Raw genomic sequence first — 14,213 nt, 5'->3', positions numbered from 1 at the left:
TCCTATTTTCCCTCCTGCAGCAATCACAGACTCTTACTAAAACGGCCCCAAGCCTGACTTTTCTCCCCTGGAGGGAATATGACACTGATGCGTAGCACCGTAGCCCGAATCCTCGCCACCACCTTCGCCGTAAGCGCGGTATCTGCTTTTGCGGCAACCGATCTCACAGGCGCAGGCGGGACGTTCCCGGCGCCGGTTTATGCCAAGTGGGCAGCAGAATATCAAAAAGCCACCGGTAGCAAAGTTAACTACCAGGGTATCGGTTCATCAGGCGGCGTTAAACAGATCATCGCCAAAACAGTCGATTTCGGTGCGTCTGATGCGCCAATGAAAGATGAAGATCTGCAGAAAAATGGTCTGTTCCAGTTTCCGACCGTGATCGGTGGCGTGGTGCTGGCGGTTAACCTGCCAGGTATCAAGTCAGGTCAGCTGACGCTGGATGGCAAAACCGTCGGTGATATTTACCTCGGCACCATCAAAAAGTGGAACGACCCGGCGATTGCCAAACTTAACCCAGGCGTGAAACTGCCAGAGACCAACATCAACGTGGTACGTCGCGCTGATGGTTCAGGCACCTCATTCGTCTTCACCAGCTATCTGGCGAAAGTGAACCCGGACTGGAACAGCAAAATTGGTAAAGGCAACACCGTCAACTGGCCGGTCGGTCTGGGCGGTAAAGGTAACGACGGCGTCGCCGCGTTTGTACAGCGTCTGCCGGGTTCAATCGGCTATGTCGAATACGCCTACGCCAAACAGAACAATCTGACCTACACCAAACTGATGGATGCCGATGGCAAGCCGGTTGCACCGAGCGAAACCAGCTTCAGTAATGCCGCGAAAGGCGCTGACTGGAGCAAATCTTTTGCTCAGGACCTGACCTTCCAGAAGGGTGCTGATGCCTGGCCAATCTCTTCAACCACCTTCATTCTGATTTACAAAGATCAGGCGAATGCGGCCAAAGGCAGCGAAGTGCTGAAGTTCTTCGACTGGGCTTACAAAAGCGGCAGCAAAACCGCCACAGCGCTGGACTATGCTGCGCTGCCAGAGAGCGTGACCGAACAGATTCGCGCGGCCTGGAAAGCCAATATCAAAGACAGTTCTGGTAAAGCGCTTTATCAGTAATTGACCGACCCTGACCGGACAGCGGTCCGGTCAGACCCAACGGGCGGCGTCATGCCGTCCTGATAACTTCTGAAGACTGAGACTTCTATGGCTGCAACGAAGCCGGCATTCAAAGCCCCAGGCAAACAAGGTGACAAGATTTTTGGCGCGCTGGTCAGGCTGGCTGCGCTGATTGTCCTGTTACTGATGGGTGGCATTATTGTCTCCCTGATCATCTCCTCGTGGCCCAGCATCCAGAAGTTTGGTTTCGCCTTTTTGTGGACCAAAACCTGGGATGCACCCAACGAACAATTTGGCGCACTGGTACCGATCTACGGCACCCTTGTGACCTCTGTCATCGCCCTGATTATCGCTGTGCCGGTGAGTTTTGGTATCGCGTTGTTCCTGACCGAACTCTCACCTGCCTGGCTGCGCCGTCCGCTGGGTACTGCCATTGAGCTGCTGGCGGCTATCCCGAGCATCGTTTACGGCATGTGGGGCCTGTTTGTTTTCGCGCCGCTGTTTGCCGAATATTTTCAGACGCCCGTTAATGACGTGATGTCGGGCATTCCGATCGTCGGCGAACTCTTCTCCGGGCCCGCTTTCGGTATCGGTATTCTCGCGGCGGGGGTGATTCTGGCAATCATGATCATCCCTTACATCGCCTCGGTTATGCGCGACGTCTTTGAGCAGACCCCGGTGATGATGAAAGAGTCTGCCTACGGCATCGGCTGCACCACCTGGGAAGTCATCTGGCGCGTCGTACTGCCGTTTACCAAAAATGGCGTGATTGGCGGCGTAATGCTGGGACTGGGTCGTGCGCTGGGTGAGACCATGGCGGTGACCTTTATTATCGGCAATACCTACCAGCTCGACAGCCCGTCGCTGTTTATGCCGGGTAACAGCATTACCTCGGCGCTGGCCAACGAATTCGCTGAAGCGGAATCGGGCGTGCACGTCGCCGCGCTGATGGAGCTGGGACTGATCCTGTTTGTGATTACCTTTATCGTGCTGGCGATTTCAAAGCTGATGATTATGCGACTGGCGAAAAGTGAAGGAGCGCGCTCATGACGACGATTGAAATTCAGGCGCGCGCCGAACTGGACGCATCACGCCGTAAAATGCAATCCTGGCGCAGTACTAAAAATAAAATTGCGCTGTCGCTGTCGCTGCTGACCATGGCATTTGGCCTGTTCTGGCTGGTGTGGATCCTGTTCACCACCGTCACGCGCGGTGTGGATGGACTTTCCTTGTCCCTGTTCACCGAATCAACGCCTCCGCCGAATACCGCGGGCGGCGGTCTGGCGAACGCCCTGGCCGGCAGCGGGTTGCTGATTTTCTGGTCTACCTTCTTCGGCACACCGCTGGGCATCATGGCAGGCATCTATCTGGCGGAATATGGTCGCAAATCGGCCCTGTCAGAAGTGATCCGCTTTATTAACGATATTCTGCTTTCGGCACCCTCAATTGTGGTCGGCCTGTTCGTCTATACCCTTGTGGTGGCGAAGATGCAGCACTTCTCCGGCTGGGCCGGGGTGATTGCGCTGGCGCTGCTGCAGGTGCCGATTGTGATTCGTACCACCGAGAACATGCTGCGGCTGGTGCCAGACAGTATGCGTGAAGCGGCCTATGCGCTCGGCACGCCCAAGTGGAAGATGATCTCGGCCATCACCCTGAAAGCGTCGGTCTCCGGCATCATCACTGGCGTGCTGCTGGCGATTGCCCGCATTGCCGGTGAAACGGCACCGCTGCTGTTTACGGCACTGTCGAATCAGTTCTGGAGTACCGACATGATGCAGCCGCTGGCGAACCTGCCGGTCACCATCTTTAAGTTTGCCATGAGCCCGTTCGCCGAATGGCAGAGCCTGGCCTGGGCGGGTGTGCTGATTATCACCCTCTGCGTACTGCTGCTGAACATTGTGGCGCGGGTGATTTTCGCCAAAGGTAAACACGGTTAACTTCCGGCGCGGCCCTGTGCGGCGCCGTATAAGAGAGATGAATTATGAGTATCGCGACAGCATCAGCCGATAAAATTCAGGTCCGTAATCTGAACTTCTATTACGGCAAGTTTCATGCGCTGAAAAACATCAATCTGGATATCGCTAAGAATCAGGTGACCGCGTTTATCGGGCCATCGGGCTGTGGTAAGTCGACCCTGCTGCGTACCTTCAATAAAATGTATTCGCTCTATCCGGAGCAGCGTGCCGAAGGGGACATTCTGCTGGATGGCGAAAACATTCTGGCGACTCAGCAGGATATCGCGCTGCTGCGCGCGCGCGTCGGCATGGTGTTTCAGAAGCCTACGCCATTCCCGATGTCGATCTATGACAACATCGCTTTTGGCGTGCGGCTGTTTGAAAAGCTGTCACGTGCCGATATGGACGCGCGCGTACAGTGGGCGCTGACCAAAGCGGCGCTATGGAATGAAACCAAAGACAAGCTGCATCAGAGCGGTTACAGTCTCTCCGGCGGCCAGCAGCAGCGTCTGTGCATTGCGCGCGGCATTGCGATTCGCCCGGAAGTCTTACTGCTGGATGAGCCCTGCTCTGCGCTTGATCCCATCTCCACCGGCCGTATTGAGGAGCTGATCACTGAGCTGAAACAGGATTACACCGTGGTGATCGTGACGCACAACATGCAACAGGCGGCACGCTGTTCTGACCATACGGCTTTCATGTATCTGGGCGAACTGATTGAGTTCAGCGACACCGACACGCTGTTCACCAAGCCCGCGCAGAAGCAAACCGAAGACTACATTACTGGCCGCTACGGCTGATCTGACAGGAGATCGACATGGATAATCTGAATCTGAATAAGCACATCTCCGGTCAGTTCAATGCCGAACTGGAGCATATCCGTACCCAAGTAATGATCATGGGCGGCATGGTCGAGCAGCAACTGACCGATGCGATCACCGCGATGCATAATCTGGATGGTGAACTGGCGCAGCGGGTGATCGACGGTGACCAGAAGGTCAATATGATGGAAGTGGAGATTGATGAAGCCTGCGTGCGCATCATCGCCAAACGTCAGCCGACCGCCATCGATTTGCGTCTGGTGATGGCGATCATCAAAACCATTTCCGAACTGGAGCGTATTGGCGACGTGGCGGAAAAGATCAGCCGCACGGCGCTGGAGAAGTTTGGTCAGCAGCATTTGCCGCTGCTGGTGAGCCTTGAGTCGCTGGGACGTCACACCGTGCAGATGCTGCATGATGTGCTGGACGCCTTTGCACGCATGGATCTCAATGAAGCGATCACTATCTACCGTGAAGATAAAAAGGTGGATAAAGAGTACGAAGGTATTGTGCGTCAGCTGATGACCTACATGATGGAAGATCCGCGCACCATTCCCAGCGTGCTGACGGCGCTGTTCTGTGCCCGTGCCATTGAGCGCATCGGCGATCGTTGCCAGAACATCTGCGAAATCATCTTCTATTTCGTCAAAGGTCAGGATTTCCGTCACGTGGGGGGTGATCGTCTTGATGAATTACTGTCGGGCGACGACGGCAGTAACAAACCCTCCTGATAAACCTTATCCCTGTGCCTGTCCGGCGCAGGGATAAGCCTTTTCAATTGGTCACATCCTGAACTCTCTTTATAATTGCGGCACTTTTCTCTCTGAGGTGCGCAAAGATGTCCCCTTCTCCCCAATCTAAGCCCGGCGTAACGCCAGGCAAAGCGATGCTGGCTGCAGTCAGCGGTTATGCCATGGATGGATTTGACCTGCTGATACTCGGCTTTATGCTGCCAGCTATCAGTGTTTCGCTGGCGCTCAATCCATCACAGGCGGGATCGCTGGTGACCTGGACGCTGATTGGCGCGGTCATCGGTGGCATCGTCTTTGGTCATCTCAGCGACCGTTATGGTCGCATCCGCATGCTTACCGTCACGATTCTGGTCTTCTCGGTCTTTACCGGCCTGTGCGCGGTGGCGCAGGGTTACTGGGATCTGCTCGCCTGGCGAACGCTGGCGGGTGTTGGTCTGGGTGGCGAATTTGGTATCGGCATGGCGTTGATTGCCGAAGCCTGGCCTGCGGAGAAGCGTAATCGCGCATCAGCATGGGTCGGCATCGGCTGGCAACTCGGGGTGCTGATGGCGGCCTTTATCACGCCGCCGCTGCTGACTATCATCGGCTGGCGCGGCATGTTTCTGGTTGGTTTGTTGCCTGCGCTGGTTTCGTTTGCCATTCGTCGCGGTATGGGTGAACCGGAGGCGTATCAGCGGCAGGTTAAACATGTGCCATCACTCTCGTTTCCGGCGCGCCTGAAACTGCTGGTGCGCGATCGCGCCACCGCCAAAGCCAGCCTCGGCATTTTTATTCTCTGTTCAGTGCAGAACTTTGGTTACTACGGGCTGATGATCTGGATGCCGAGTTACCTCTCCTCCAGCTTTGGCTTCAGCCTGACGAAGTCGGGCCTCTGGACAGCGGTGACCGTGGTCGGGATGACCTTTGGCATCTGGCTATTTGGCGTACTGGCCGATCGCTTCGCGCGCTGGAAAATCTTCCTGCTCTATCAGTTTGGCGCAGTGGTGATGGTGGTGGTGTATGCTCAGCTGCGCGACCCGAACATCATGCTGTTTACCGGCGCGATCATGGGGATGTTTGTTAACGGTATGATTGGCGGCTATGGTGCGCTGATTTCCGATACCTTCCCGCCGCAGGTGCGTGCCACCGCGCAAAACGTCCTGTTCAACCTTGGCCGCGGTGTGGGCGGCTTCGGCCCGGTAGTAATTGGTCTGCTGGCGAGCCAGTTCTCGTTTACGGCGGCGATTACCCTGCTGGCGCTGATCTATCTGCTGGATATTGCGGCGACGCTGTTCCTGCTGCCGAAGAAACAGGGTCAGGAAGACACGCTGGGCGCAATTGGCTGATGCTGCTGTGAGAATGATGCTGGGATCCGCGTGACCCCAGTGCTTACAGGATTAGTGGTAGTTATCTCCAGTGATGCAGAATGCCAGGCAAAAGGGCTAAATATGCCTGGCGTCCTCTTTACTTCATCAGCGGCAGGAGCTGTTGATACAGCGTCGCAAAGGTCTCACGACGCGGCTGGTAGTGCGCTACCCGGGCGGGATCCGGCTGGTGTCGCTGCACCAGAACCGGGGGCGGCACGGTGACCTCTGCATCCAGCGCCTGCTGTGCCAGCCTTGCGGCCCCCAGCGCCGGGCCCACCTCCCCACCATGGCAGTAGTCGAGCGTCTGGCCACTGATATCCGCCAGCATCTGACGCCACAGTGCACTGCGTGCGCCGCCGCCGATCAACATAATGCTCTTTGGCTGAACGCCGCAGTCGTGCAGCGCGTCCATGCCCTCCGCCAGCGCAAACCCTACGCCTTCCAGCACCGCTCTGGCCAGCTCGGGACGGCCATGCTGGTGGGTAAAACCAAAGAAAGCACCCCGGGCATTCGGGTTATTGTGTGGCGTGCGCTCACCGGAAAGATAGGGCAGAAACCACAGGCCGGGCACGTCATCGCGTGCGCGTTCAGCTTCAGCCAGCAGCTCAGGAACATCACTGCAACCGGTCAGCGTCGCTGCCCAGTCCAGACAGGAGGCTGCGCTGAGCATCACCGACATCAGATGCCAGCGCTGAGGTAACGCATGGCAGAAGCTATGCACAGCGCGCTCCGGATTGCTGAGATAGCCGTCGCTCACCACGAAATAGACGCCTGACGTACCCAGCGACAGCATGCCCTGGCCCGGTTCAGTCATGCCGACACCAATCGCACCCGCAGCATTGTCGCCGCCGCCCGCCGCCAGCGGCACCGCGTTCATCTTCCAGCGCGCGGCCAGTTCAGCATGTAAGGTGCCGGTCAGGGCATTGCCTTCATAGAGTTGCGGCATCTGATCGCGGCTGAGGTCGCAGGCGTGCAGCATCGCATCGCTCCAGTCACGCTGCGCCACATCCAGCCACATCGTGCCTGCGGCATCTGACATATCGGTGGCGAAATCGCCACTTAATCGCCAGCGCAGATAATCTTTGGGCAACAGCACGTGAGCGATCTGACTGAATATTGCCGGTTCATGTTGCTGAACCCACAGCAGCTTGGGAGCCGTGAAGCCGGGCATCATCAGGTTGCCGGTGATCGCCCGCGAATCTGGCACCTTCTGTTCCAGCTCCCGGCACTGCGCCTCGCTGCGCCCATCGTTCCAGAGCATGGCCGGTCGTAATACCTGGTTTGCCCTGTCGAGCAGCGTTGCACCATGCATCTGTCCGCTCAGTCCGATGGCCTGCACCGCGCGCAGATCCTGCTGCGCGCTTAGCGCCTGCATGGCCAAATCCAGCGCCTGCCACCAGCTTTCGGGATCCTGCTCGCTCCACAATGGCTGCGGACGCGAAACCTGCAGCGGCGCTGTTTCCGTCGCCACCACGTTGCCTTGTGCATCCGTCAGCACCACTTTGACGCCAGAGGTGCCTAAATCGATCCCGATAAACATGCTCTGCTCCTGAAGGGTTAGAAATCAAACAGGTAGTGATTCACCAGATTTTCCAGCTGCTCCTGACGTCCGCTCTGATGCTGCGGATTGAGCTGCTGCTGCTGAGCATGCGCCGCCAGTGCCTCCAGTGAAAACTCACCTTTCAAAATTTGCTGGCCGAACTCACCATTCCAGCCGCTGTAGCGCTGTGCCACACGCTTATCGAGTTCACCATCGCTGATCATGCGAGCGGCGACTTTCAGCGCCAGCGCCATGGTATCCATCGCGCCAATATGACCGTAGAAGAGATCGTATTTATCAGTGCTCTGACGACGCACTTTGGCATCAAAGTTTAAACCGCCAGTGGTAAAGCCGCCCGCCTTGAGAATTTCGTACATCACCAGCGCATTCTCTTCCACGCTGACCGGGAACTGATCGGTATCCCAGCCGCACTGCGGATCGCCGCGGTTGGCATCCACTGAACCAAAAATGCCCAGCGCAATGGCCGTCACAATTTCATGATGGAAAGAGTGACCGGCCAGCGTGGCATGGTTCGCCTCAACGTTAACCTTGATCTCTTTCTCCAGTCCGAACTGTTTCAGGAAGCCATAAACCGTCGCGACATCATAGTCATACTGATGTTTGGTCGGCTCCTGCGGTTTCGGTTCGATCAGCAGCGTTCCCTGGAAGCCAATTTTGTGTTTGTGCTCGACCACCATCTGCATAAAGCGGCCAATCTGCTCGCGCTCCTGGCGCAGATCGGTATTCAGCAGAGTTTCGTAGCCTTCGCGTCCGCCCCACAACACATAGTTTTCGCCGCCCAGGGTTTTGGTCGCCTGCATGGCGCTGCAGACCTGCGTCGCTGCCCAGGCAAAGACGTCAGGATCGGGATTGGTGGCAGCCCCGGCTCCGTAGCGCGGATGGGTAAAGCAGTTGGCCGTGCCCCACAGTAGTTTCACGCCGGTCTCCTGCTGCTTCTCCAGCAGTTTATCGGTCATGGCGGCAAAATTCTCTTTGTAGCTGTGCAGCGAATCGCCTTCTGGTGAGACATCAACGTCATGGAAGCAGTACCACGGCACATTCAGCTTGTGGAAAAATTCAAAGGCCACATCCGCTTTCAGTTTTGCCTGCTGCAGTGCATCTCCGCTTTTCTGCCACGGACGATCAAAAGCGCCGACACCAAACATATCTGCGCCATTCCAGCAGAAGGTGTGCCAGTAACAGGCAGCAAAGCGCAGATGCTCCGCCATGGTCTTGCCGAGGATTACCTCATCGGGATTGTAGTGGCGGAAAGCGAGAGGATGAGTCGACTGGGTGCCTTCATAACGAACCCGATCGATCTGATCGAAATAAGCGTGCATGGTTTGCTCCTTAGCATCAGTACCCGAATGGCCTGCGTTGAAGCAATATTTGATATTGGCTGCTGTCTCATCTCAATTACGATATTTCACTACGGGTGTCAGATAATTATTATTTGTGCGCTGGCTCGCAAAATAATGTTATTTACGGGGTGGTTTATCATTATCTCTCTCTTGTCCGAAAAAGATAAAACCTCGATCGCGCTCAAAAAAAATGAAATAAACCAAAAAACGTAATAGCCGGATAAAAATCAGTAATTGCTGTAACAGGAAAATAAGGGCAACAATTCATCCGCCTGGTTTATAGGCCTGAAACGACAATAGCCTCAACCTACAGGATGATCACAATGAAGATGAAGCATGCACTGCTCGCCGCCTGTGCGGCGCTGGCGCTGTTCAGCCAGACCAGCGCGGCAAAAGAAGTGAAGATCGGCATGGCGATTGACGATTTGCGACTCGAGCGCTGGCAGAAAGACCGCGATATTTTCGTAAAACAGGCTGAGACGCTGGGCGCTAAGGTGTTTGTTCAGTCAGCCAACGGCAACGAAGAGACACAGATGTCGCAGATTGAAAATATGATTAATCGTGGTGTCGATGTGCTGGTGATTATTCCCTACAACGGTCAGGTATTGAGTAACGTTGTCGCTGAAGCGAAACGGGAAGGCATTAAAGTGCTGGCCTATGACCGAATGATAAATAACGCCGATATCGACTTTTATATCTCTTTCGATAATGAAAAAGTGGGCGAGTTGCAGGCCGAAAGCATTGTGAAACAGGTGCCTAAGGGTAACTATTTTTTAATGGGCGGATCGCCTGTGGATAATAACGCACGCCTGTTCCGTGCCGGACAGATGAAGGTGTTAAAACCCTATATTGATAACGGCAGCATTAAAATTGTTGGCGACCAGTGGGTCGATGCCTGGCTGCCGGAAAATGCCCTGAAAATTATGGAAAATGCCCTGACCGCCAACGGCAATCATATTGATGCGGTGGTGGCCTCTAACGATGCCACCGCAGGCGGCGCGATTCAGGCTCTGAGCGCGCAGGGGCTGGCAGGAAAAGTGGCGATCTCCGGTCAGGATGCCGATCTGGCAGCCATAAAGCGTATCAAAGCGGGCACCCAGACCATGACGGTTTACAAACCGATCACTGAGCTCGCCACCGAAGCGGCGAAAATTGCCGTCGAGCTGGGCGAGGGCAAAACACCTGCCAGCAACAGCACGCTGAACAATGGTCTGAAAGAGGTGCCGTCACGGCTGCTGAAGCCGATTCCGGTCAACAAAGACAATATTGAAAGCACCGTGGTGAAAGACGGTTTCCACAAACAGAGCGAACTCTGACTGCGCATAGCGTGAGGGAGAACAGTCGATGCTGCTGGAAATGAAAAATATCACCAAACGTTTCGGTGCCGTGAAGGCGCTGAATGATGTCAGCCTGCAACTTGAGGCGGGCGAAGTGATGTCGCTGTGTGGTGAGAATGGCTCGGGCAAATCGACGCTGATGAAAATCCTGTGCGGACTCTATCCGCACGGCGATTTTGAAGGGCAGATTCACTTCTCCGGCGACGACATTCAGGCGCAGACCATTCGCGATACCGAGCGTAAAGGCATTGTGATTATTCATCAGGAGCTGGCGCTGGTGCGGCAACTGACGGTGATGGAGAACATCTTCCTCGGTGCCGAACTGAGCCGTTTCGGCATGGTGGATGATGAAACCATGACCCTGCGCTGCCAGCAACTGCTGGCGCGGGTCGGGCTGAACGTCTCTCCCGCTACCCGGGTCGGTGAGTTAGGACTTGGGCAGCAGCAACTGGTGGAGATTGCCCGCGCCCTTAACAAACAGGTCCGGTTGCTGATTCTGGATGAGCCGACCTCTTCCCTGACGGAGCAGGAAACGGACGTGCTGCTCGGCATCATCCGTAATCTGCGTGAACACGGCATCGCCTGCATCTACATCTCACACAAGCTGAATGAGGTTAAGGCGATCTCTGACACCATCTGCGTGATTCGTGACGGTCAGCATATTGCTACCCGTCCGGCCGCGGGCCTGAGCGAAGATGACATCATCACCATGATGGTGGGACGCGAGCTGACCGCGCTCTATCCCCACGCGCCGCATCAGATTGGCGACGTGATACTCAAAGTTGAAAACCTCACTGCCTGGCATCCGATCAACCGCCACATTCGCCGCGTTAACAATGTCTCATTTACGCTCAGACGCGGTGAAATCCTTGGCATCGCCGGGCTGGTGGGCGCGGGCAGGACTGAAACGGTGCAGTGTCTGTTTGGCGTCTGGCCGGGGCGCTGGCAGGGCGATATCTGGATTAATGACAAACCGGTCAACATCACCGATTGCCGCGCCGCTATTGCGCACGGCATCGCCATGGTGCCGGAAGATCGTAAAAAAGATGGCATCGTGCCGCTGATGGCGGTGGGCAAAAATATTACCCTGGCGGCGCTGGACCAGTTCAGCCACCGACTCTCAACGCTGGATGAAGCGCAGGAGCAGCAGGCGATCAACGACGCGATCACCCGCCTGCGGGTGAAAACCTCCTCCTCAGAACTGCCGATTGGTCGTTTGAGCGGCGGCAACCAGCAGAAAGCGATTCTGGCGAAATGTCTGCTGCTCAATCCAAAAATCCTGATCCTCGATGAACCGACGCGCGGCATTGATGTGGGCGCACGTCAGGAGATCTACCTGCTGATCAATGCGCTGGTTCAGCAGGGTATCGCGGTGATTGTGATTTCCTCTGAGCTGCCGGAAGTACTGGGCTTGAGCGATCGGGTGCTGGTGATGCATGAAGGGCAGATCAAAGCCGATTTGATTAACGATAACCTGACTCAGGAGCAGGTGATGGAAGCTGCCCTGCGGAGTGAACATTATGCTTAAAAGTGAAACTACCCAAAGCCGCCTCTCCGGCACGCCGGGCAAACCGTCACCAGGCAGGTTCACACTGCCCAATCTGCAGGTTCTGGTGATGCTGGGCGCAATTGTGCTGATTGCATTGTTCTTTACCTGGACCACAGACGGCTCGTGGCTCAGTGCGCGTAACGTCTCTAACCTGCTGCGCCAGACCGCCATCACCGGCATTCTGGCCGTGGGTATGGTGTTCGTGATTATCTCGGCGGAGATCGACCTGTCAGTGGGTTCCATGATGGGCCTGCTGGGCGGTGCGGCGGCGATATTTGACGTCTGGCTCGGCTGGCCGCTGCCGCTGACCATCGTGGTAACGCTGGTGATGGGATTACTGCTTGGCACGTGGAATGGCTGGTGGGTGGCCTACCGTAAAGTGCCTTCGTTTATCGTGACGCTGGCGGGGATGCTGGCTTTCCGCGGTGTTCTGGTCGGGATTACTGATGGCACTACGGTTGCGCCGATCACGCCGGGCATGTCGCAAATTGGTCAGAGTTATCTGCCGGGCGGCGTCGGTTTCGGCTTTGGCGTTGCTGGTCTGGCGCTGTTTACGTTGTGGCAGTGGCGGCTGCGGCTGCGTCGTCAGCAGCTCGGACTGGCGCAGGGCGCAGCCAGCGGCACAGTCGGGCGTCAGGCGATCACCGCCATCTTAGTGCTGGGTGCCATCTGGTTGCTCAACGACTATCGCGGCGTGCCGACGCCAGTGTTACTGCTGGCCGTGCTGTTGCTGGCGGGCATGTTTATGGCAACCCGCACCGCGTTTGGCCGTCGTATCTACGCCATCGGCGGCAACATTGATGCTGCGCGCCTGTCTGGCATTAACGTGGCACGTACCAAGCTGGCGGTGTTTGCCATCAACGGTGTGATGGTGGCGATTGCCGGGCTGATCCTCAGTTCACGACTGGGCGCAGGCTCGCCGTCGGCGGGTAACATTGCGGAACTCGACGCCATCGCCGCCTGTGTCATCGGCGGCACCAGCCTGGCGGGCGGCGTGGGTTCGGTGGCGGGCGCAGTCATGGGGGCGTTTATTATGGCCTCGCTGGATAACGGCATGAGCATGATGGATGTGCCGACTTTCTGGCAGTACATCGTTAAAGGCGCGATTCTGCTGCTGGCGGTGTGGATGGATACGGCAACGCGGCGTCGGGTGTAATCGCGCGGGCGATCACATTGTGGCGCAAACAATTTTTTTGCCCCTTTCAGCCGTGTTATGCAATGCGCTGAGGATTTAAGGGAACGCGCCATCATGCATGAGAAACGCTATCGCATTACCCTGCTGTTTAACGCCAACAAAGTGTATGACCGTCAGGTTGTGGAGGGCGTCGGTGAGTATCTGCAGGCGTCGCAGACTGACTGGGATATCTTTATCGAGGAAGATTTCCGCTGCCGCATCGACAACATCCGGGAGTGGCTGGGCGATGGGGTGATCGCCGATTACGACGATCGCTCCATCGAAACCCTGCTGTCGAATGTCTCCGTGCCGATTGTCGGCGTTGGCGGCTCTTATCACCGGCAGGAGGATTATCCGCCGGTGCACTATATCGCGACTGACAACGCCGCGCTGGTGGAGAAAGCCTTTCTGCATCTGAAAGAGAAGGGCATCAACCGCTTTGCCTTCTATGGTTTACCGGCCTCCAGCGGCAAGCGCTGGGCACAGGAGCGTGAACAGGCGTTTCGCCAGCTGGTGGGACGTGAGCGCTATCAGGGCGTGGTCTATCAGGGCATGGAAACCGCGCCGGAAAACTGGCAGCACGCCCAGAACCGTCTCGCCGACTGGCTGCAGACGCTGCCGCCGCAAACCGGCATTATCGCCGTCACGGATTCACGGGCGCGACACCTGCTGCAGGCGTGCGAACACCTGAAAATCCCGGTGCCGGAGAAGCTTACGGTGATCGGGATTGATAATGAGGAGCTGACCCGCTATCTGTCACGCGTGGCGCTCTCGTCCGTGGCGCAGGGCTCGCGACAGATGGGCTATCAGGCGGCCAAACTGCTGCATCGGCTGCTGGATAAGCAGCCCTTACCGCTTCAGCGCATCCTGGTGCCGCCGGTGAAAGTCATCGCCCGGCGCTCTACCGACTTCCGTTCACTGCGCGATCCGGCGGTGATTCAGGCGATGCACTACATCCGCTTCAACGCCTGTAAGGGGATTAAAGTGGAGCAGGTGCTGGATGCCGTCGGGCTGTCGCGCTCTAATCTGGAAAAACGCTTTCGGGATGAGACCGGCGACACCCTTCATGCGATGATCCACCGTGAAAAACTGGAGAAAGCGCGCGAGCTGCTGGCTTCTTCATCGCTCAACATCAATGAGATCTCGCAGATGTGCGGCTATCCGTCGCTGCAATACTTCTATTCGGTGTTCCGCAAAAGCTACGACACCACGCCAAAAGAGTATCGCCAGCATTTTGGGGAGAATGTATTGTAGGG

General features: G+C 56.5%; 12 protein-coding genes. 10 read left to right on the top strand and 2 right to left on the bottom strand.

Annotated features, from left to right (window positions below):
- The first annotated feature begins 78 nt into the window (after nt 1–78).
- The 6 genes from pstS (at nt 79) to AC0T7J_RS17630 (ending at nt 5,975) form a co-directional block, all read left to right on the top strand.
- Nucleotides 79–1,122, top strand: a complete 1,044-nt coding sequence (gene pstS, locus AC0T7J_RS17655; protein WP_473795594.1) for a phosphate ABC transporter substrate-binding protein PstS — start codon at nt 79–81, stop codon at nt 1,120–1,122.
- Between the two features lie 87 nt (nt 1,123–1,209).
- Nucleotides 1,210–2,172, top strand: a complete 963-nt coding sequence (gene pstC, locus AC0T7J_RS17650) for a phosphate ABC transporter permease PstC (RefSeq protein WP_473795592.1) — start codon at nt 1,210–1,212, stop codon at nt 2,170–2,172.
- Entirely contained in the window at nt 2,169–3,059 is an 891-nt protein-coding gene (gene pstA / locus AC0T7J_RS17645) for a phosphate ABC transporter permease PstA (protein WP_136196686.1), read from the top strand. Before pstC ends, pstA begins: the two co-directional genes overlap by 4 nt.
- 44 nt (nt 3,060–3,103) lie before the next feature.
- Nucleotides 3,104–3,877, top strand: coding sequence for a phosphate ABC transporter ATP-binding protein PstB (pstB, locus tag AC0T7J_RS17640; RefSeq protein WP_473795590.1), 774 nt, complete (start codon nt 3,104–3,106; stop codon nt 3,875–3,877).
- A 17-nt stretch (nt 3,878–3,894) separates the two neighbouring features.
- A complete protein-coding gene (gene phoU, locus AC0T7J_RS17635) occupies nt 3,895–4,629 on the top strand; it encodes a phosphate signaling complex protein PhoU (protein ID WP_003849553.1) in 735 nt (244 codons plus the stop codon).
- 107 nt (nt 4,630–4,736) lie between these two features.
- On the top strand, nt 4,737–5,975 hold the full coding sequence (locus AC0T7J_RS17630) for an MFS transporter (protein WP_010258883.1): 1,239 nt from the start codon (nt 4,737–4,739) through the stop codon (nt 5,973–5,975).
- Nucleotides 5,976–6,093: 118 nt separating this feature from the next.
- On the opposite strand, the gene xylB is transcribed toward AC0T7J_RS17630, so the two are convergent.
- Nucleotides 6,094–7,536 (bottom strand): xylulokinase, encoded by a 1,443-nt coding sequence (xylB, locus tag AC0T7J_RS17625; RefSeq protein ID WP_473795587.1) that lies wholly within the window; start codon nt 7,534–7,536, stop codon nt 6,094–6,096.
- 17 nt (nt 7,537–7,553) lie between these two features.
- Nucleotides 7,554–8,876 carry a xylose isomerase gene (xylA, locus tag AC0T7J_RS17620; RefSeq protein ID WP_473795585.1) on the bottom strand — a complete coding sequence of 441 codons (1,323 nt, stop codon included), beginning with the start codon at nt 8,874–8,876 and terminating at the stop codon, nt 7,554–7,556.
- A gap of 344 nt (nt 8,877–9,220) precedes the next feature.
- On the opposite strand from xylA, the gene xylF reads away from it, so the two are divergent.
- From xylF to xylR, 4 genes are all read left to right on the top strand, one after another.
- Nucleotides 9,221–10,213: a D-xylose ABC transporter substrate-binding protein gene (xylF, locus tag AC0T7J_RS17615; protein WP_425024506.1), complete on the top strand. Its 993-nt coding sequence runs from the start codon at nt 9,221–9,223 to the stop codon at nt 10,211–10,213.
- Between the two features lie 28 nt (nt 10,214–10,241).
- Nucleotides 10,242–11,762, top strand: a complete 1,521-nt coding sequence (locus AC0T7J_RS17610) for a xylose ABC transporter ATP-binding protein (protein WP_473795583.1) — start codon at nt 10,242–10,244, stop codon at nt 11,760–11,762.
- Entirely contained in the window at nt 11,755–12,939 is a 1,185-nt protein-coding gene (xylH, locus tag AC0T7J_RS17605; protein ID WP_424996767.1) for a xylose ABC transporter permease XylH, read from the top strand. The genes AC0T7J_RS17610 and xylH overlap by 8 nt, the downstream gene beginning before the upstream one ends.
- Nucleotides 12,940–13,032: 93 nt before the next feature.
- A complete protein-coding gene (gene xylR, locus AC0T7J_RS17600; protein WP_010258893.1) occupies nt 13,033–14,211 on the top strand; it encodes a D-xylose utilization transcriptional activator XylR in 1,179 nt (392 codons plus the stop codon).
- Nucleotides 14,212–14,213: the final 2 nt, after the last annotated feature.

The organism is Pantoea sp. E956-1, from assembly GCF_982223955.1.
The sequence above is the reverse complement of the archived record's forward strand: the minus strand, read 5'-3'. Positions and strand labels throughout refer to the sequence as shown.